The organism is Clostridium ihumii AP5 (assembly GCF_000612845.1).
GTDB lineage: Bacteria > Bacillota > Clostridia > Clostridiales > Clostridiaceae > Clostridium_J > Clostridium_J ihumii.
In genome coordinates, this window is sequence record NZ_CCAT010000091.1 from 1 (window position 1) to 20,459 (window position 20,459).

The window sequence follows — 20,459 nt, forward strand, 5'->3', positions numbered from 1 at the left end:
AATCTCTTTATCTCCACCATTGAAAAGCAATCAATTATGATTGCTTTTTTTATTTTAAATAAAAATTAATAAGTATAAATATATTAAAACTAAAAAATTTTAAATAAATTATTAAAAGTGTAGATTTTTCTAAATATAGGTATATAATAATGTTAGGTAGTGAATATTATTCAGTAGTGAGCAATATATAATATATGTATTTTATTTTAATTATAGTAAGGAGTAAGTATGAGTGTTCAATTTAAAAAGGGAGTTCTAGAAATGTGTGTACTTACATTACTTTCACAGAAAGACTTGTATAGTTATGAGTTGAGTAAAAGTTTAGAGAAGTATATACAAACAGCAGATGGAACATTATATCCATTATTAAGAAGATTGACAGCTGACGGATATCTCACAACTTATTTAGTTGAATCATCAGAGGGACCAGCTAGAAAATATTTTAGGGTAACAGAAGAAGGAAAGAACAAAGGTAAAGAGTTAAGAAAAGAATGGATTGATTTTTGTAGTAAAATTGATTTATTTTTAGAAGAAACTAAGGGGTAAAATCATTTTAAATATAGTATAAATATAGAGGGTTTATATAAAGGAGGTATAGTTATGACTAAAACTGAGTTTTTAGCTCAATTAAAAGATGGCTTAAATGGAATTGACAATTATATAATTGAGGACATATTAAATGATTATGAGGAATATTTTATAAATGGAAAAGAAGAGGGAAAATCTGAGGATGAAATTTGTAAGGAGTTAGGAACACCACACCAAATAATACAAAACCTGTGTGAACAAGGAGTTATAAATAAAAATCAATTAGAAAGTTTTAATAAAAACAAAGAGGGGAAATATAATATTGTTTCAATAATTGCACTAGTCATTTTAAATTTTATAATTTTAAGCGCATTATTTCCAATAGTTTCAAGTATTTTAGGACTTGCTATAGGTTTAGTCGTAGCAATTCCATTATTACTTATAGGAATTGGTGCAACAATAGTAGCAGTTATTTCAAGTACTATTCCACTGTTTTCAATATTTATAATGATAACTATTTTATCAATAGCTATATTAACATTAATAGGAATATATTTCCTGGGATATTACGGGGTAAAGTTAGGAAAACAGTATATTAATTGGAATATAAAAGTTGCTAGGGGGTAGGTGTGATGAAGAAATTTAATACAGTTTTAAAATGGATAGCTGTAGCTTGTTCTATAACATTTGTAGTTGGATTTACATTAAGTATTGTAAGTTTAAAAAAATATAATGAAAATTTTTCAGATTTTGTTCAGAATAATTCTGATGTAATTGGAAGTCATTTTTCTAATGGCATAAATACATTAATTGAAAATGGTATTGAAAATATTGATAAAATAATTACTATAAAATCAAGTAATAGTTCAGAATTAAATAATTATAAAAATTTAAATAAAGAAATAGATTTAGAGTCTATAAAAAATTTAGATATAAAATGTGACATATCTAAAATAGAAATTATAGAAAGTAATAGCAATCAAAAAGCTAAGTTAACATGTAAGTATTTAAAAGATTGTGATATAAAATCAAATGGAGACAAAACTAATATTATAATTAATAATGGCGGATCAAGTAAAAATATTAAAAATACAAGCTATAATTTGAAGATAGAACTACCTAAAAATTTTTGTTTTGATAATTTAGATATAAGTACTGATTTAGGGAATATAAAATTAAATAATATCAAATTTAAAAGTTCTAATATAGATTCAAGTTTGGGAAATGTAGATATAGATAATGATGAATATACTATTGCTGAAAATATGGATATAAATCTTTCACTTGGTAAATTAGAAATTAAAAATATGGATGCAATAAATTCTAAGCTGTACAATAACATGGGAAATGTTATTTTTAAGGTAAATAACAAAGGAAATGAAAAATGTAATGAACTTATAGTATCATGTGATTGTGGAAAAATAGAAACATCATTTAACTATTTAGATAGAAATATATCATTTGAAAATGATTTAGGTGAAACAGATATAAGTGTAAAAAATACTGCTAAAAATTTAGACTTTGATATTTTAAGTGATGTTGGTAAGGTAACAAATAATTTAAGAGTAGAAGAAAACTCTAATTTAAGCAATAGATATAAAATTAAAGTTAGAAATGACATGGGAAATATAAAATTGGAACATTAAATAAATGTAAAAAAGATATACTATTTATGTAGGTATATCTTTTTTATTATAGAATAATATAAGTAAGATAAAATATAACATAATATGTAGTAGAGGTTTTTTTTATGAGTATTTATAGAGTTAAACAATTTTTTAAAGCCATTACAGCAAAAATAAGCAATGATGATATTGAATTTATAAATAAGTATTTAGATGATAATGAGAAAAAAATATTTAATGAGTTAAAAGTTTATGATAAAAAGCATTGTTTAAATGTAGCTAAGGAAATTGAGCTTTATTTAAATAATAATAGTGGAATTAAATTAAGTATAGGAAAGGATGATTTAATAAAGGCTGGCATATTACATGATATTGGTAAAATAAATAGAAATTTAAATCCAATAGAAAAATCAGTGCTAGTCATTGCTGATAAAATTACAAAGGGGAAACTTAGAAGTTATAGTAATATAAAATTTATAAATGTATATTATAATCATGGTGAATTAGGATATGAAAAATTAAAAAAATATAATTATGATAAAGATTTTTTAAAATTAATAAAAAATCATCATAATAATACATTCAATAATGAGGCTATGAAAATTTTAAAGGAAAGTGATGATAAAAATTAATTTAAATATATGTTTAAATTATCTATTCAATAAAGTTTTTTAAATGTTAGAATGTATTATAGGCAAGAAATACATATAAAGGAGGTATAAAATGAATTCAAAAGAACGTAGAAGTAATATAGTAAATATGCTAGTAGGTGGAAATAAACCACTAAAAGGGCAAGAACTTGCTGAAAAATTTAATGTTACAAGACAAGTTATAGTAAAAGATGTGGCAATAATAAGAGCTGAAGGTACAAGCATAATAGCAACTCCAGAAGGATATTTAATTTCAAAGTATGAAGAAAATAGGATAAGAAAAGTAATAGCAGTTAGTCACGATAGAGATGAAATGGATGTTGAGTTAAATACTATTGTTAAGTATGGTGGCATCGTAGAAGATGTTATAGTTGAGCATCCTCTTTATGGAGAAATAAAATCTATGCTTATGATAAAAAATTTAAATGATGTAGAAAAATTTGTTTCTAAATTTAAAAATACAGAGGCTGAACCATTATCTTTATTAACTAATGGAGTACACGTTCATACAATAAGTGCAGAAAGTGAAAAACAAATAATAGATATATTAAAAGAATTAGAAGAAAAAAATATTTTAATTGATAATGGATAAAAATATTTAAAAGAGGTGAGTTATTTGAAAAAGAAGAAATTCGCGTTATATTTTATAATAGTAGTTATAGCTATATTGGCAATAGGGATATCAAGTATAAATGTAATTGTTGATTATCAATGGTTTAAAGAACTAGGATATTTATCTGTGTACTTTAAAAAACTTGTATCTATTGCTAAGTTAATGGTGCCTATATTTTTGATAACATTTATAGCAATAACATTATATTATATTAGTTTAAGACCAAGTATAAGAAAAAGTAAAAAAATTATAGAAATTAATAAAAAACAAGAAAAGAAAAAGTTAGCTAAATTCTCTGTATTTAATGCACTTATATCATTAGTATTTTCATATGTATTTTCATCAACTTATTGGTATAAGATATTAGAGTTTTCTAATTCAACAAACTTTAATTTAACAGACCCTATATTTAATAAAGATATTTCATTCTTTATGTTTAAATTGCCATTAATAAAATCATTACAAGCAGCATTTATAAGCTTATTAATTATATTTGTTGTTGTAACATTTATGATATATATAGGAATTGTAACAAAAGATAAAGTTAAAAGCACATTATCTAGGGAAGAAGCATTCAAAGATTTTAAACATGGAATTAGAAATTTTGCAGGAAAACAATTAGCAATTATAACAACATTACTTATGATTGCAATAGGAATAGGTTATATTATAAAAGCCTGGGAACTTGTCTATTCTCCAAATGGTACTGTTTTTGGTGCTAGTTATACAGATATAAAAGTTAGTTTAAGATTTTATAAAGTTATAGCAGTTGTTTCTATAGTTTCATCTTTAGTTGTATGCTTCAGTATAATAAAATCTAAAGTAAAACCAATATTAATGTCTATAGGACTTATTGTGATATTAATAGTTGGAGAAAATGTAGCATCACTAGCAGTAAAAGGTTTTATTGTTCAATCAAATGAGAAGACATTAGAAAAACCTTATATAGAAAATAATATAAATTATACAAAGCAAGCATTTAATATTGATGATATAGCTGAAAATAGTTATGAAATAAAAAATAATTTAACAGCAAAAGAAATAGAGAATAATAGTGATATTATAAACAATATAAGAATAAATTCTCATGTACCAGCATTAGAGTTTAATAATCAGTTTCAATATATAAGGTATTACTATGGATTTGATGATATGGATATAGATAGATACAATATAAATGGAGATTATAGTCAAGTATTTATATCAGCAAGAGAGCTAGACTTAGACAAACTAGATGAAAATTCAAATACATGGCAAAATAGACACTTAGCTTATACACATGGATATGGAATAACTATGAGTAAAGTTAATTCTGTTACAAGTGAAGGACAGCCAGATTTCATTATAAACAATATTCCAGTACAAAATTCAACAGACATAGGACTAGATAATCCTAGGATATACTTTGGAGAAAGCACTAATGATTATAGTATAGTAAATACTAAACTTGGTGAAATAGATTATCCTATGAATGGTGAAAATGTTACTAACAATTATGATGGTGATGCAGGAATAAAAATGTCATTACTAAATAGATTAATATTTACTTTAAAATATCAAAATCCTAAGTTTATATTATCTCAAGATATAACAAGTGATAGTAAAATTTTAATAAATAGAAATATAAAAGAAAGAGTTTTAAAAATAGCTCCTTTCTTAAAATATGACCAAGATCCATATGTAGTTATAGATAATAATCAATTATATTGGGTAATGGATGCATACACTGTAAGCAATAAGTATCCATACTCACAGCCTGTAGACGGTATTAACTATATTAGAAATTCAATTAAGGTAGTTATAAATGCATATGATGGTTCAACTAATTTCTATATTGCAGATAAGAATGATCCTATAGCAGAAACTTATGGAAAGGTATTCCCAGAGTTATTTAAAGACATAAGTGAAGTTCCAGAATCATTAAGGTCTCATTTTAAATATCCAGAGGACTTATTTAAAATACAATGTGATGTTTTAGGAAAATACCATGTAAAAGATGCTGGTGTGTTTTATAATGGAGATGATGTTTGGACAATTTCTAATAATGAAGATAAAGTAGAAGATGAAGAAAAACAAAAAGATTCATCTTATGTTGTTATGAAATTACCAGGTGAGCAAAAAGAGGAAATGGTTGTACTTGAATATTTCAATACTAAGGGAAGAGACAATATGGTTTCTATGTTTGGTGTAAGAATGGATGGAGAAAATTACGGAAAAATGTTCCTTTATAAATTTCCTAGCTCAGGAACAGTATATAGTCCAATGTTATTCCAAAAGAAAGTTCACCAAGACCCAGATATATCAAAGGAATTATCACTTTGGGATACTAAGGGATCAGAAGTACAATTTGGAGATACAATTATAGTACCAATTGAAAATTCTCTATTATATGTAGAACCTCTTTATTTAAGAGCAGCAGGAGAAAAGAGTATTCCAGAAATGAAAAATGTAATAGTTGGATATGGTGATGAAATTGTATTAGCTACTAGTATAGATTCAGCTTTAACGCAACTTTTTGATTATAATAATAAACAAGACAATAAAGTAGATGGTAAGACTGAAAATGGTACTTTGGTAGGAAAAGATGCAAAACAATTACAGGATATATATAATAGTGCGCTTGAAGCACAAAAATCTGGAGATTGGGCTAAATATGGAGACTATATAAAGAAATTAGGAGATGAAATAGATAAACTAATAAAATAGTACAACTGTAAGGAGGAAAAATGGATTACGATGTACTTATATTAGGTGGCGGCATGATTGGATGTGCCGTTGCCTATGAATTATCTAAATATAATTTAAATATAGCAGTAATAGAAAAAGATTATGATATAGGATCAGATGCAGCACTTATAAATACAGCTACTATATATGATGGATTAGAATGTACTGATACAATAAGTTCATCTTTAATAAGAAAAGGAAACTTAATGTTTGATGAGTATGTTGAAAAATTTAATGTGCCATTTAAGAGAGTAGGATCTTTATATATAGCTAAGGATGAAAATCAAAAAAAATATATAGAGGACATGTATTCAAGAGCTAAAGAAAAAAATATCAATGAAGTAAAACTTTTAAATAGAGATGAAAGTAAAAGAATAGAACCTAATATTAGTGATGATGTAATAAAATCACTATACATTCCTAATACAGGTGTTGTATGTGCTTATGATTTAGCACTTGCATATGGAGAAATTGCTTTTGATAATGGTGTAAAATTTAAATTAGAAGAAGAAGTTTTAAATATAGAAAAAATGTCAAAAGGATTTAAGGTTGAAACAACAAGAAATAAGTTTACATGCAAAATTGTTATTAATACAACTTCAGAAAAAGAATTAGGAAAAGAATTAAATAAAGATAAAATAGAAGAAGGTATAAAAAATAATCTTAAGTACTTTGTATTAAACAAGAAATATGACTCTTTATATTCTAATATTATATTCGATATCCATAATAGTGAGAGAAGATATATAAGACCAACTATGGATGGAAAAATAATAGGTGCATTTAGTACTGGAAAAAGTGCAAATTATGATATGGTCATAGATAAATTATCATCATTAATAGGAAAGATAGATGGACATAAGATAAAAATGGTACTTGATTGGAGTTTATATGATGAACCAGTAGTTATAGATGACTCATTATCAGAAAAAGGATACTTGAATATAAGAGCTAAGCATTTTGGCAAAGTAACCATGACACCAGCAATTGGAGAAATAGTGTGCAAAATGGTTGTAAATAACTTTAACTGCATATTAAAAAAAGACTTTATTGATAAACGAAGAGAGTATTATAGATTTAAAGATTTAAGTAACAATGAAAGAAATAATCTTATAAAAGTTGATAATAAATATGGCAAGATTATTTGCTTGTGTGAAGGTGTTACAGAAGGTGAAATAGTTGATGCTATAAGAAGACCTTTGGGTGCAAGAACTGTAGAAGGTGTCAGAAGGAGGACTAATTCAGGACTTGGAAGTTGTAGGGGAGCTTATTGTAATGAAGTTATATCTGAAATATTGGCAAGAGAAACTAATAAGCCTATAACAGACATAGTAAAAAATACAAAAAATTCTAAAGTAGCATTAAGTAGAATAAAAGAGTTTGATACAATGTAGGTGAGTAATTATGGAAGGTAAAGATGTATTTACAACAGTAGTGAGGGTAAAAGGTTCAAAGATACATGAGGTTGTTCCTGTAAGAAGTACTGAAGCTATAGATAAGAATTTATGGATTGAGTGTTCTAAAGCTTTGTGTAGGATACATGTTGGTCCACCTATAAATATAGGTGATATAATATGTAAAAATATACTTAATACTAATGTAGATATAGTTGCTACCAAAAAAATAGGTAGAAATTTATAAAGTAATATATACAAAAAGAAGCTAGATTTTAAAATATTAATTATTTTAGATTCCAGCTTCTTTTATTAAGAGTAATTTTAAAACTAAAAATAATGACTATATAATGAATTTGAATGTTGACAAACATAAAAATAAATATTAAAATTATTCTAAAAATAAAAAACATTAAACCTTTGAAGAGAATAGTAGTAAATTTATAATGTTAAGAGAGTCAGTGGGTGGTGAAAACTGATACATTACTATTTATGAATCCGACTCTGAGGGACTGTGATGAGCAGTACGGTATAAAACCGTTATTTTAATTAAGAGAAATAATTTATATTATTTAATTAGGGTGGCAACGCGGAGTTATTCGTCCCTTTGGGGGCTATAACTCTTTTTTTATTGGGAAAAATAATTATATAAAAGTTGGAGGAATATATCATGTTAGATTTAAAAAAAATTCGTAATAATAAAGAAGAGATAAAAAAAGCATTAAACGATAGAGGTGAAAACTTTGATGTTTCAGTAATCGATGAGGTTGTTAAATTAGATAAAAGAAGAAGAGATATATTAATAGAAGTTGAGGAATTAAAAAAGAAAAGAAATACTGACTCAACAAAGATACCTATGTATAGAAAAGAAGGAAAAGATGTTACTGAAATAATGACAGAAATGAAATTATTATCAGATAGAATAAAAGAATTTGATATTGAACTAAATGAAATAGATGAAAAAATAAAATATATAATGCTTAGAATACCAAATATTCCACATCCAGAAGTTCCTAATGGAGAAACAGATGAAGATAATGTGGAAGTAAAAAAATTTGGAGAGCCAAGAAAATTTGAATTTGAACCTAAAGAGCATTGGACAATAGGTACTGAAAGAAATATTTTAGATTTTGAGGCAGGTGGAAAAATAACAGGGTCAAGATTTACGGTATATAAAGGTTTAGGTGCAAGACTTGAGAGAGCGATAATAAGCTTTTTCTTAGATAAACATGTTGATGAAAATGGATATACTGAAATATTACCACCATATATGGTTAATAGAACTAGCATGATAGGAACAGGACAATTACCTAAATTTGAAGAAGATGCATTTAAAGTTACCAATACTGACTATTTCCTAATACCAACAGCAGAGGTTCCAGTAACTAACTTATATAGGGATGAAACTATAGAGGGGGATAAGTTACCTATAAAACATGCAGCTTATAGCGCTTGTTTTAGATCAGAAGCAGGTTCTGCAGGAAGAGATACAAGAGGACTTGTAAGACAACATCAATTTAATAAAGTTGAACTTGTTAAATTTGTTAAGCCAGAGGATTCATATAAAGAATTAGAAAGTTTAGTACAAGATGCAGAGAGTGTATTACAAGCATTAAAATTACCATATAGAATAGTTAAAATATGTAAAGGTGATTTAGGATTTACTGCGGCATTTAAATATGATATAGAAGTTTGGATGCCAAGTTATAATAGATATGTAGAAATATCAAGTTGTAGTAACTTTGAAGACTTTCAAGCAAGACGTGCAAATATAAAATATAAGGAAGATATTAAAAGTAAGCCAAATTTTGTTCATACATTAAATGGTTCAGGTGTTGCTATTGGAAGATGTCTAGCAGCAATTCTTGAAAACTATCAAAATGAAGATGGAACAGTTACTATACCAGAAGTTTTAGTACCTTATATGGGTGGAAAAACAATTATAAAATAATGAGATAAAATATAAATAGATGGATTTTAAATCAATTATTTTTAAAGTCCATCTAATGATATCTTAGTTAATTTTTAAAACTTAGAATTAAAGTATTAAGTTGTAAACATGAAAATATAAATTATATTTTCTATAAAACCTGTAAAATAAACCTTTTACTAAAATTTAATTCAATAAAATTGAATTAATAAATTAAATTTCGTATTATTTTGAAAAAAACTCTTGACAGTTAAATGCAAAGTAAATATAATATTAGTTGTGACACGGAGAGATGGTCGAGTTGGTTTAAGGCACCGGTCTTGAAAACCGGCGTGCGTGATGAGCGCACCGTGGGTTCGAATCCCACTCTCTCCGCCAAACATTGGAGAAATACTCAAGAGGCCGAAGAGGCGCCCCTGCTAAGGGCGTAGGTCGGGTAACCGGCGCGAGGGTTCAAATCCCTCTTTCTCCGCCATATAAATTTAATAAATAAGTTACGGAAAGATGGTCGAGTTGGTTTAAGGCACCGGTCTTGAAAACCGGCGTACGTGATGAGCGTACCGTGGGTTCGAATCCCACTCTTTCCGCCACAAAATTTTAAAACTTAATTCTTAAAACTTAATGTGGAGAGATGGTCGAGTTGGTTTAAGGCACCGGTCTTGAAAACCGGCGTGCGTGATGAGCGCACCGTGGGTTCGAATCCCACTCTCTCCGCCAAAATTATTGGAGAAATACTCAAGAGGCCGAAGAGGCGCCCCTGCTAAGGGCGTAGGTCGGGTAACCGGCGCGAGGGTTCAAATCCCTCTTTCTCCGCCATGAAAAGTAGCTGTGTTCAATACGTAGCTACTTTTATGTTATCATGTTATACAAAATATTGACTTTTTATAACATAAATGATATCATATAGTTATATTTGCGGTGGTAGCTCAGTTGGATAGAGTAGCTGGCTACGAACCAGTTGGCCGGGAGTTCGAATCTTCTCCGCCGCACCATAAACCTAGTAATCTTAATGATTACTAGGTTTTTTATTTTTATACGAAAGGTAATAAAATAAATTTTTAGTTTATTTTTCTATCAATTTTTTTATGAATTATTAAGAGTTCAGTATATATGCTTTTTATTGCATATACGATAATGAATGAAAAAGGAACAATTATTAAAAACATATTTTTTATGCCTAAAACCTCAGGTCTATACATATCATACCAATTACTTGGAATTGAAATGCAATACAATAATATTAAAAGAAAAATTAGTATAATTGTTGAAATAAATCCAATCCATAAAAATATCGTTGATCATAATTTTATATATTTCATTATGTTCCTCCTATTTATTAAGTAAATTATTTTATGCAATATAATATATAGAATAATTTAATATAATAGATCATATAAGTAAGTTATTAACCATAAATTTACTTATAAATATTAACAATAAGTCAAATACATCTATACATGCATTTAAAAAAATTAGAAATAAATTTAATAAGAAAATAAAGCAATATGTAAAAATATGATTTTAAATTTGAAATTATTGCGAAAAATATTATAAAATTTTAAAACATAAAAAAAAATATTTTTTTAACAAAATATCCATAAAAGTTTCTAAAAATTAATTTCAAAATATTAAAAAAATTAAGAAAAAGTACTATAATGTTATTAAAGTATTGAAAAAATTAATAATACAATTCACAACTATAGATATAATTGATTTGTTTTAATGTAAATAAAATATTAAAATAAATTATTTTATATAATATACTTTTTATATTTTATACTAAATAAAATTACTTTTTAACATTATAAAAAGGGGGGAATCATTTATGGATTTATTACAATTAGTTAAATCAATAAACGATGTTTTATGGAACTATGTATTACTAATACTATTATTAGGTACAGGTATTTTCTTTACGTGTAGATTGAAATTTGTACAAGTAAGGAAATTTGGAGAAGGCTTTAAAAGGATATTTGGGGGAATGAATTTAAAAGGTAAAAAGGCAGGTAGTGATGGAATGAGTTCATTCCAAGCTGTAGCTACAGCTATTGCAGCTCAGGTAGGTACTGGTAATTTAGCTGGTGCTGCAACAGCAATTACATCTGGAGGTCCAGGGGCAATATTTTGGATGTGGTTAAGTGCATTCTTTGGTATGTCAACAATTTATGCTGAAGCAATACTTGCACAAGTATTTAGAAAAAAAGTAGATGGTGAGATTACTGGTGGACCAGCTTATTATATAAGTGATGGACTAAAAAATAAAAAACTAGGAAAATTTTTAGCAGGTTTCTTTGCTATATTCTGTGTAATAGCTTTAGGCTTTATGGGAAATGCGGTTCAAGCCAATTCTATATCAGATGCATTTAGAAATGCATTTGGAATATCACCATTAGTAGTAGGATTAATAGTTGCAGCATTAGCAGGGTTTGTTTTTTTTGGAGGTATGGGACGTATAGCATCTGTAACAGAGAAAATAGTACCTATAATGGCTGGCTTTTATATAGTAGCAGCTATTATTATTGTAGGTATGAATGGATCACACATTTTACCAGCACTTAAATCAATATTTGTTGGTGCGTTTAATCCACAAGCTGTAATGGGGGGAGCATTAGGAGTAACTATTAAACATGCTGTAAGATATGGAGTATCAAGAGGATTGTTTTCAAATGAAGCAGGTATGGGATCAACACCACATGCTCATGCTGTTGCAAAAGTAAAACATCCGAGTCAACAAGGTTCAGTTGCTATAGTAAGTGTATTTATAGATACATTCGTTATATTAACTTTAACAGCATTAGTTATATTAACAAGTGGGGCTTTAGAAATTGAGGGACTAAAAGGAATAGCTTTAACACAAAAAGCATTTGAATTAACATTAGGAAGTTTTGGACAAGGATTTATAGCTGTTTGTTTATTATTCTTTGCATTTTCAACAATAATTGGTTGGTATTTCTTTGGTGAAGCAAATATAAAATATATGTTTGGTAAGAAGGCAATTAATATATATAGAGTATTAGTAATGATTATAGTAGTTATTGGATCAATGATGAAGGTCGATTTAGTTTGGGAACTTGCTGATACTTTTAATGGACTTATGGTATTTCCAAACTTAATAGCATTGCTAGCATTAAATGGAATTGTAGTTAAAAAGATGAATGAATATGAAGAAATTAAAGATATGATTAATAATGATGTAGATGTAAATTTATAAATTATCATAAAGAAAAGGTACCATTAAATTTTAATGGTACCTTTTTTTCGTTATAAGTTAAATTTTGAAATAATATTTGTCAATTTAGTAGCACTAGATTTATTTATTGTGCAAGCTTCTTTTATACTTTGCAATTGTTCTACAATGTTTTGTGTTTTAATAGAGATGTTAGATGATCCAAGTGCACCATCAGTTATTGTATTAGAAACTTCATCTATAGCTACAACTATACCAGAAACATAAGAATTTAATTTTTGAGCTTCATTACTAAATTCAACCATAAAATTATCAAAATTAGTTGCATCATCACAATAAGTTTTGCTAGTATCTATTACTGTTTGATAATCTGATTTTAACTTAGAATCCATAAATTCCATCATCTTTTCAGAACTAGCAGATAAATTTTCAACTGAATTATAAACAACTTTGACTAAGTTTTGAATATTACTAGCTATTTCACGAGATTCATTAGCAAGGTTTCTAACTTCATCGGCAACTACAGCAAATCCTTTGCCTGCATCTCCTGCACGAGCTGCTTCAATTGCTGCATTTAAAGCAAGAAGATTTGTTTGTTCGGTAATATCCATTATTGAATCTGTTAATTTATGAATTTGATTAACTTCTTTAGATGATTCAATTGCAACCTCAAGTTCGGATTTTACTTCATCATACAATTTTATTGTCGATTCCTTAGATTCTTCCGATGATTTTTCAAATTTTAATGCTCTATCTAATATATTTTTAGCTAGTTTAGAACCATTTACAGAATCTGAAGCTATATTATTTATTCCGGACTTCATTTTTTCAGATGATGCAGCCATTTCTTGTGAAGTAGCAGCAGTCTGCTCTAGACCAGAAGAAATTGTAGAAACATCATTAGAAGTAGACTCAGCATTTTCCTTTAATAGTTCAATAGAATTTTCAACTATATTAACATTAGAATCAATCATATTTTCTACATCAAGCAATGATCTAATAACTTCTCTTAATACATTCCTCATTTCAATAACAGATGAAGAAATTTGACCAATTTCATCTTTACTTAATGTATTAATTTTAACATTATCTTCACTTAAGTCTAAATTAGCAGTTTTAGAAACTAGTTGCTTAGCAATTATAATAGGTTTTATTAAGAATTTAGCAACTATAAGAGCTATTATTAAACAAATAACACAAACAACAATTGAAATACATAAAATTGTGTTAGTTAATGAATTTATTGGTTTCATTAAATGACTTTTATTTGTTGATATAATTAAAGTCCAATTTGTTTTTGTTATTGAGCCATAAGAACATATTATGTTTGATCCGTTTTCGGTATATTCACTACAATCTATGTTGAGCTTACTTCCTTTTTTAACTTTATCAGAAATTTTCTTTAAAATAGGTATATCAACTTCTTTACCTAATAATTCTTTATTAGAACTATATATATATGTCCCGCTGGAATCTATTAGACAAGTTGATGTTTTGGCAGTATTATTTATATTTATGTCTTTTAAATACTCGGAAAAACTATCAGTATATACATATAAAGCTGTATAACCAATTGTTTCACCATATTTTTCATAATCTTTTACAGGATATGTGAAAATACAAATATTTTTTCCACTTACATCAGATTTTGTTGAATTACTTATGAATGTTGCACCATTGGAACTAACATCATGAAAATTAGATTTTGTAACGTCTGTACCAACCATATTTTCTTCAGTGTCAGCTATAATCTTTCCATCTAGTGATATTAAAGAAATTCTTTCTGCACTACTAGACTGAGTTAAAAAGTCACTGAATATTCTATTGCATTGATCTAAATAAGTTTGATTAGCTGATGATGTATCTTTTGATTTGTAGTCTTTTAATAATTGTTTTGATGATTGGTTATTGGATAAGGAAGAAACTTCACTAGTATATTTATCAAGAGTTATAGTAATCGTATCTATAGATTTTTCAACTATAGATTTCAATGTATGATTACTTAAATTAGAAATAATATTAGAACCGCTTAAATATATAAATATAGTAGTAACAATCATAGCAAGTATAACAATGATACTTGTTGTAATTGCTATTTTAAAACCAATTGAATGAGTCATATTAGTTTTAAAATTACATGTTGTATTGTTTGTACAAAGTTTAGTACTACCTTCAAGTACTTTTTTCTTTTTATTACTTTTTTTAAAAAAACCCCTCATTTAAACACCCCATTAAAAATTAAAGCTATACTTATTACCAACATTTTACCATAATATTCTAAAAATTTAAACTTATCATACAAATTTAACAAATGAAGAATATATAACTATTAAGTGTAAAAAAAATATTTAATAGTACTAAATAAAATTAGATATGTATAAATCAAAATAGTAAGTTAAAGGATATAACATAAGATAATACAACAATAGAATTAATTTTAATAAAAAAATAATTCTGTATACAGAGATACAGACTAAAAAATAAATTTTCAGTATAATCAAAAAAAAGATTAAAGAAAGGAATGAAATTTATGACTTTAATAGGAATCATTATAGTTATCATAGGATTTGCACTTAAACTTGACACAATTGCAGTAGTTTTAGGTGCTGGAATTGTAACAGGATTAGTAGCAGATATTAATATTATGGGTATTTTAGAAACACTAGGATCAACATTTGTAGCACAAAGACATATGTCTTTATTTATATTAACTTTACCAGTTATAGGTATGTGTGAAAGATATGGCTTAAAAGAAAGAGCTATAGAATTAATTAGAAAAGCTAAAAACTTATCAACAGGAAAAATGCTTACACTTTACTTATTTATAAGAGAATCAGCAGCAGCGGCATCAGTAAGACTTGGAGGTCATGCTCAATTTATAAGACCACTTATAAACCCAATGGCACAAGGTGCTGCAATAAGTAAGTATGGAAAAATAGATGAAAAAACAGAAGAAAAAATAAAAGGTGCAGCAGCAGCAATGGAGAACTACGGAAACTTCTTTGCACAAAACGTATTTATGGCAAGTTCAGGAGTACTTTTAATAGCTGGTACTTTAGAAGAATTAGGATATGCAGTAAATACATTAGATGTTGCAAAGGCATCAATACCAATAGCAATAATAGCATTTATATTAGTAGCATTACAAAACCATATGCTAGATAAATCTATAGAAAAAGCTAATAGAAAAAACGATTAAACTAAGGAGGAATAAACATGGATATAAAAGCAATTTCAAACTTGCTGTTGGAACTATTCTATGTAATGGTTGGATTATTAATGTTAACAACAGCAGTTAAAACTTTTAATGATAAAAATCATAAAGCAAGAATAGGTACAACTCTTTTCTGGGGAATACTTTCTATCATATTTATGTTCGGTGCATTTATTCCAGCAACTTTAGTTGGAGGACTATTAGTATTCTTAGGAGTATTAAGTGCAAGTAAAAAAGTTAAGATTGGAAACTTAAAAACACCAGATACTAAATTTGCGGAAGAACAAAGCAAAAAACTTGGAAACAAAATATTTGTACCATCAGTTGCAATAGCAGTAGTAGCACTTGTTATAGCACAATTTACACCATTAGGTGGAACTGTTGCTATAGGAATATCAGCAGTAGCTTCAATAGCAATAACATTTGCAATAACAAAAGCTAAGCCAAAAGATTTAATAGAAGATGGTGACAGAATGTTACAATCTGTTGGATCAACAAGTATATTACCACAATTATTAGCTGCATTAGGATCTTTATTTACAGCAGCAGGAGTTGGAGAAGTAATAGCAGGTGGTATATCAAACTTTATACCAGATGGAAACATATTAATAGGAATAACAGCTTATTGTATAGGTATGGCAGTATTTACAATGATAATGGGAAATGCATTTGCAGCCTTTTCAGTTATTACAGCAGGAGTTGGTTTACCATTTGTATTTGCACAAGGTGCAAATCCAGCAGTAGCAGGAGCATTAGCTTTAACAGCAGGATACTGTGGAACATTATTAACACCAATGGCAGCAAACTTCAACGTAATGCCAGCAGCATTACTAGAAACTAAAGATAAGAATATAGTAATAAAAGCACAAGTTCCAATAGCAACAATTCTTTTATTACTACATATTCCTTTAATGTACTTCTTAGCATTTTAGATAGACTTAAATATATACAAAAGAGAGGATGTTAATTTATGAAGGTTTTAATTACAGGATTTGATCCATTTGGAGGAGAAAGTATAAATCCAGCACTAGAGGCTGTTAAGCTATTACCTGAAACTATATCAGGAGCAGAAGTTATTAAATTAGAAATACCTACAGTTTTTAGAAAGTCTGTAGCTTGTATAGAAGAAGCAATAGAAAAGCATAATCCAGATATAGTTATATCAATAGGACAAGCTGGCGGAAGATTTGGAATTACACCAGAAAGAGTAGCTATAAATGTAGATGATGCAAGAATAAAAGATAATGAAGAAAATCAACCAATAGATATAAAAATCCAAAATGATGGAGAAAATGCATATTTCTCAAATTTACCTATAAAGGCAATGGTAAAGGAAATGACTGATAATGGTATTCCAGGAGCAGTTTCCAATACTGGGGGAACTTTCGTGTGTAATCATGTTATGTATGGGATATTATATTTAGTGAATACAAAGTATCCTAATATAAAAGGTGGTTTTATACATGTTCCATACATACCGAGCCAAGTGATAGCTAAACCTAATATGCCATCAATGTCATTAAATGATATAGCAAAAGGATTAGAACTTTGTATAAAAGCTGCTGTTGAAAATAATGAAGATGTCAAATTAATAGGAGGAACTATTTGCTAATGATATTACCTAGTGAAAAATTAAAAGTATTTGTTTATGGAAGTTTAAGGACAGGATTTTTTAATTATGATAAATATTTAAAGGGCAAGGTTTTAAGTTGCAAACATGGAAAGATAAAAGGAAAACTATATGATATGCCCCATAAAGGATACCCAGCTGTAATAAGTGGTAATGATGATATCTATGGCGAAATTATAGAAGTAAGTAATTATGAAGAAGTAATGAATGCTGTAGATAAAATGGAAGGTTATTATGGACCTAACAATGAAAATAATGAATATAATAGAATAATTGTTGAAGTCTATAATACTGATGATAATATTATTGAAAAATGTTATATGTATGAATATGCTTTAAATGATAAAGAAAAATTTGATAAGCATAGTTTATATTTAGATCATGGATGTTGGAAGACATTTAAATTAAATAAATAAAGTTTTAAATTAAATGGTATAATAAGATAAAAGAGTGAGATTAATCTCACTCTTTTATCTTAAAAAAAAGGTAGTGAATGTTTAATGTATGAGAAATTATTTGATGAAAATAGACAGAATAATATGAGAAACTTTTTTTTGAATTCAGTATCTAAGATGGGAAGATGTATTGATTATACAAAAAATGAAGTTGTTAAAAAGAGTGATATCAATGAAATAATGATAGTGATATCAGGGAAAATTAAAGTATGTACATTTACTTCATCTGGAATTGAAAAAGTACTATTTTATTTAAGAGAAGGGGAAATAAATGGTGAAGTTTCATATTTTGTAGGCAATCATATAGAAGCAAAGGTTGTATCAATGGAAGATTCGACTATAAGTTATGTTAACTATGATGATATAGATTCATTGCTAGAACATAATCCTGAGTATCATGCTTTTTTTATACATAGCATAGTAAGAAAATATCAAATTGCATTATCACAAATAAATGATTTTTTAGCAGAAGGTCCAAAAGTAAGATTAGCATCAACACTGTATAGACTTTGCGCTCAAATATATACAGAGGAAAAAGGGATAAAAGTAATAGATTTGACTTTTACTCATCAAGAACTTGCTAATTTAATGGGATGTTCTAGAGTTACTATAACTAGAACATTGCAGGAACTTAAAGATGATGGAATTATAGATGTTAAAAATAAGAAAATACATATAAATGACATAGAAAAACTAAAAGCATTAGCTGGTATATAAATAAATAACTCCTATATGAAACTAAACATATAGGAGTTATTTTTATATAAGTACATAAAATATTATCAAAAAAACAACACCAGGAAGACCTAATAGACCTGCAATTAAAGCTGTAACTGCATTTATTGCTATAGATATTCCAAATGGGCCACCAACAAAGTTAACTAATAGAAGTAGGATACCACCAGCTAAAGCATTAATTACTAGCTTTATTAAAATTTTTAATGGCCATGCAAGTAGTTTTCCTAAAACTATTAAACCAAGTACTGCGAATATAAAAATAATTGCAGCATTCATTTTTAACATCTCCTTACATCACATAATATTATAAGTATATTATATGAAAAGAAAGTTGTAATTACCACTTTCCAGCAGCATTTAATTGTTCTAACATCATTGAAGGATCAACGGTTATATTATGTGATTTAGCTAAGGATAGAAAATATAAGTATTTGGACTTAGCTTCATCCTCTTTGCAAATAATCAAATCTATAAGTTTTGGATCACTTACAAATTGAAAAGATTCTTTTGCTATATTCCATTCTAGTAGAGCTGATTGTAATTGCAAAAGAATTTCTCGTTCTTCATCGCTATATTTTTTATGATTTAACATTATGTTTGTTAAATATTTTTTATTCATATAAGCACCTCCACTCTTTGTTATAATCATTAACAAAAAATGGATTAAGTATACTTTAAATAAAAAAATATATAGGTTTAACATTGCAAGTTAAACCTATATATTTAAATTAAATCTCTTTTCTTCCTTCAAGTGCTTTAGCCAAAGTTACTTCATCAGCATATTCAAGGTCCCCACCAACAGGAACACCATGAGCAATTCTAGTAACTTTAACACCAAAAGGTTTTAAAATTTTAGAAATATACATTGCAGTAGCTTCACCTTCAATATTAGGGTTTGTAGCTACAATTATTTCTTTGGGCTCTCCATTTATTCTACTTATTAATTCTTTAAGCTTTATGTCTTCAGGCCCACGACCATTCATTGGTGATATTGTTCCGTGAAGAACATGATAGACACCATTAAATTCTTGAACTTTTTCCATAGTCATTATGTCCTTTGGTTGTTCAACTACACAAATTGTAGTTTTATCACGATTAGGGTTAGAACATATAGAACATGGTGAAGTGTCAGTAAAGTTCCCACATATAGGGCAGTATTTTATAGTACCTCTTGCTTTTATAAGTGCATTTGCAAACTCTTCCACTTCTTCACGTGGTAAATTTAAAACATGAAGTGTAAGTCGTTGGGCAGTTTTATTGCCTATACCTGGGAGCTTGGCGAATTCTTCTATAAGTTTCTCTATTGCGATAGGATAAAAATCCAAAATATTCACCTCTAAATGTATATATTATTTACTACACAGTTGTTTAGAATAAACCAGGCATATTTAATCCGCCAGTTAATTTACCCATCATACTAGCTGTTTCAGTTTCAGCTGTTTTTAATGCTTCATTACAAGCTAACATTACTAAATCTTCTAACATTTCAACATCATCAGGATCTACAACCTCTGGTTTTATTGAAATTTTTAATAATTCTCTTTTACCATTTACAGTAGCAGTAACAGCACCACCACCAGCTGATCCATCAAAAGTTTTAGTTTCTAAATCTTTTTGAGCTGTCTCCATTTGTTTTTGAAATTTTTGTGCTTGTTTTAAAAGACCATTCATATTTCCACCCATTCCTGGGAATCCACCTTTTGCCATAATAATGCCTCCTTAAATTATTTATATATTTTATAATATCAATATATTAGTAGTATATAGA

20 protein-coding genes, 6 tRNA genes and 1 other annotated feature are annotated in these 20,459 nt (G+C 27.5%); of the genes, 21 read left to right on the forward strand and 5 right to left on the reverse strand.

The window, feature by feature from the left end; all coding sequences use genetic code 11:
• Nucleotides 1-228: 228 nt before the first annotated feature.
• From BN346_RS19990 to BN346_RS20070, 16 genes are all read left to right on the forward strand, one after another.
• Nucleotides 229-546: a PadR family transcriptional regulator gene (locus BN346_RS19990; protein WP_040330884.1), complete on the forward strand. Its 318-nt coding sequence runs from the start codon at nucleotides 229-231 to the stop codon at nucleotides 544-546.
• Between the two features lie 54 nt (nucleotides 547-600).
• Nucleotides 601-1,155, forward strand: a complete 555-nt coding sequence (locus BN346_RS19995; RefSeq protein WP_040330885.1) for a DUF1700 domain-containing protein — start codon at nucleotides 601-603, stop codon at nucleotides 1,153-1,155.
• 5 nt (nucleotides 1,156-1,160) lie between these two features.
• Nucleotides 1,161-2,174 (forward strand): DUF4097 family beta strand repeat-containing protein, encoded by a 1,014-nt coding sequence (locus tag BN346_RS20000; protein ID WP_040330887.1) that lies wholly within the window; start codon nucleotides 1,161-1,163, stop codon nucleotides 2,172-2,174.
• 104 nt (nucleotides 2,175-2,278) lie between these two features.
• Nucleotides 2,279-2,785 carry an HDIG domain-containing metalloprotein gene (locus BN346_RS20005; RefSeq protein ID WP_040330888.1) on the forward strand — a complete coding sequence of 169 codons (507 nt, stop codon included), beginning with the start codon at nucleotides 2,279-2,281 and terminating at the stop codon, nucleotides 2,783-2,785.
• 91 nt (nucleotides 2,786-2,876) lie between these two features.
• A complete protein-coding gene (locus BN346_RS20010) occupies nucleotides 2,877-3,395 on the forward strand; it encodes a transcription repressor NadR (protein WP_040330890.1) in 519 nt (172 codons plus the stop codon).
• Between the two features lie 24 nt (nucleotides 3,396-3,419).
• The gene (locus BN346_RS20015) at nucleotides 3,420-6,122 is read left to right on the forward strand and encodes a UPF0182 family protein (protein WP_040330891.1); all 2,703 of its coding nucleotides are present in this window, start codon (nucleotides 3,420-3,422) and stop codon (nucleotides 6,120-6,122) included.
• Nucleotides 6,123-6,142: 20 nt separating this feature from the next.
• Entirely contained in the window at nucleotides 6,143-7,537 is a 1,395-nt protein-coding gene (locus tag BN346_RS20020) for an NAD(P)/FAD-dependent oxidoreductase (RefSeq protein WP_040330892.1), read from the forward strand.
• A 10-nt stretch (nucleotides 7,538-7,547) separates the two neighbouring features.
• The gene (locus tag BN346_RS20025) at nucleotides 7,548-7,784 is read left to right on the forward strand and encodes a DUF1667 domain-containing protein (RefSeq protein ID WP_040330894.1); all 237 of its coding nucleotides are present in this window, start codon (nucleotides 7,548-7,550) and stop codon (nucleotides 7,782-7,784) included.
• A gap of 164 nt (nucleotides 7,785-7,948) precedes the next feature.
• Nucleotides 7,949-8,147: a binding site (T-box leader), on the forward strand.
• A gap of 60 nt (nucleotides 8,148-8,207) precedes the next feature.
• Entirely contained in the window at nucleotides 8,208-9,488 is a 1,281-nt protein-coding gene (gene serS, locus BN346_RS20030) for a serine--tRNA ligase (RefSeq protein ID WP_040330895.1), read from the forward strand.
• Nucleotides 9,489-9,753: 265 nt separating this feature from the next.
• Nucleotides 9,754-9,845 (forward strand) — tRNA-Ser (locus tag BN346_RS20035).
• Between the two features lie 6 nt (nucleotides 9,846-9,851).
• A tRNA-Ser gene (locus tag BN346_RS20040) sits at nucleotides 9,852-9,942 on the forward strand.
• A gap of 23 nt (nucleotides 9,943-9,965) precedes the next feature.
• Nucleotides 9,966-10,057: transfer RNA gene (locus BN346_RS20045), tRNA-Ser, on the forward strand.
• A gap of 35 nt (nucleotides 10,058-10,092) precedes the next feature.
• A tRNA-Ser gene (locus BN346_RS20050) sits at nucleotides 10,093-10,184 on the forward strand.
• 8 nt (nucleotides 10,185-10,192) lie between these two features.
• A tRNA-Ser gene (locus tag BN346_RS20055) sits at nucleotides 10,193-10,283 on the forward strand.
• 99 nt (nucleotides 10,284-10,382) lie between these two features.
• A tRNA-Arg gene (locus tag BN346_RS20060) sits at nucleotides 10,383-10,459 on the forward strand.
• An 833-nt stretch (nucleotides 10,460-11,292) separates the two neighbouring features.
• Complete coding sequence (locus tag BN346_RS20070) at nucleotides 11,293-12,678, forward strand: alanine/glycine:cation symporter family protein (RefSeq protein WP_040330897.1); 1,386 nt, start codon at nucleotides 11,293-11,295, stop codon at nucleotides 12,676-12,678.
• 50 nt (nucleotides 12,679-12,728) lie between these two features.
• Here BN346_RS20070 and BN346_RS20075 read toward each other — a convergent pair whose 3' ends face one another.
• On the reverse strand, nucleotides 12,729-14,873 hold the full coding sequence (locus tag BN346_RS20075; RefSeq protein ID WP_040330898.1) for a methyl-accepting chemotaxis protein: 2,145 nt from the start codon (nucleotides 14,871-14,873) through the stop codon (nucleotides 12,729-12,731).
• A 311-nt stretch (nucleotides 14,874-15,184) separates the two neighbouring features.
• Between BN346_RS20075 and BN346_RS20080 the strand changes: the two genes are divergently transcribed.
• The 5 genes from BN346_RS20080 to BN346_RS20100 all read left to right on the forward strand — a co-directional run bounded on the left by BN346_RS20080 (nucleotide 15,185) and on the right by BN346_RS20100 (nucleotide 18,670).
• Complete coding sequence (locus tag BN346_RS20080; RefSeq protein WP_040330899.1) at nucleotides 15,185-15,853, forward strand: DUF969 domain-containing protein; 669 nt, start codon at nucleotides 15,185-15,187, stop codon at nucleotides 15,851-15,853.
• Between the two features lie 17 nt (nucleotides 15,854-15,870).
• A complete protein-coding gene (locus tag BN346_RS20085; protein WP_040330900.1) occupies nucleotides 15,871-16,800 on the forward strand; it encodes a DUF979 domain-containing protein in 930 nt (309 codons plus the stop codon).
• A 38-nt stretch (nucleotides 16,801-16,838) separates the two neighbouring features.
• Nucleotides 16,839-17,480 (forward strand): pyroglutamyl-peptidase I, encoded by a 642-nt coding sequence (gene pcp, locus BN346_RS20090; protein WP_040330902.1) that lies wholly within the window; start codon nucleotides 16,839-16,841, stop codon nucleotides 17,478-17,480.
• Entirely contained in the window at nucleotides 17,480-17,914 is a 435-nt protein-coding gene (locus BN346_RS20095; protein WP_040330903.1) for a gamma-glutamylcyclotransferase family protein, read from the forward strand. The genes pcp and BN346_RS20095 overlap by 1 nt, the downstream gene beginning before the upstream one ends.
• A gap of 84 nt (nucleotides 17,915-17,998) precedes the next feature.
• A complete protein-coding gene (locus tag BN346_RS20100) occupies nucleotides 17,999-18,670 on the forward strand; it encodes a Crp/Fnr family transcriptional regulator (protein ID WP_040330905.1) in 672 nt (223 codons plus the stop codon).
• 42 nt (nucleotides 18,671-18,712) lie between these two features.
• On the opposite strand, the gene BN346_RS20105 is transcribed toward BN346_RS20100, so the two are convergent.
• The 4 genes from BN346_RS20105 to BN346_RS20120 form a co-directional block, all read right to left on the reverse strand.
• Nucleotides 18,713-18,967: a pro-sigmaK processing inhibitor BofA family protein gene (locus tag BN346_RS20105; RefSeq protein WP_040330906.1), complete on the reverse strand. Its 255-nt coding sequence runs from the start codon at nucleotides 18,965-18,967 to the stop codon at nucleotides 18,713-18,715.
• A 61-nt stretch (nucleotides 18,968-19,028) separates the two neighbouring features.
• Complete coding sequence (locus BN346_RS20110; protein WP_158644522.1) at nucleotides 19,029-19,340, reverse strand: DUF2508 family protein; 312 nt, start codon at nucleotides 19,338-19,340, stop codon at nucleotides 19,029-19,031.
• Between the two features lie 79 nt (nucleotides 19,341-19,419).
• The gene (recR, locus tag BN346_RS20115; protein WP_040330909.1) at nucleotides 19,420-20,016 is read right to left on the reverse strand and encodes a recombination mediator RecR; all 597 of its coding nucleotides are present in this window, start codon (nucleotides 20,014-20,016) and stop codon (nucleotides 19,420-19,422) included.
• A gap of 43 nt (nucleotides 20,017-20,059) precedes the next feature.
• Nucleotides 20,060-20,398, reverse strand: a complete 339-nt coding sequence (locus BN346_RS20120; RefSeq protein WP_040330910.1) for a YbaB/EbfC family nucleoid-associated protein — start codon at nucleotides 20,396-20,398, stop codon at nucleotides 20,060-20,062.
• Between the last annotated feature and the right edge of the window lie 61 nt (nucleotides 20,399-20,459).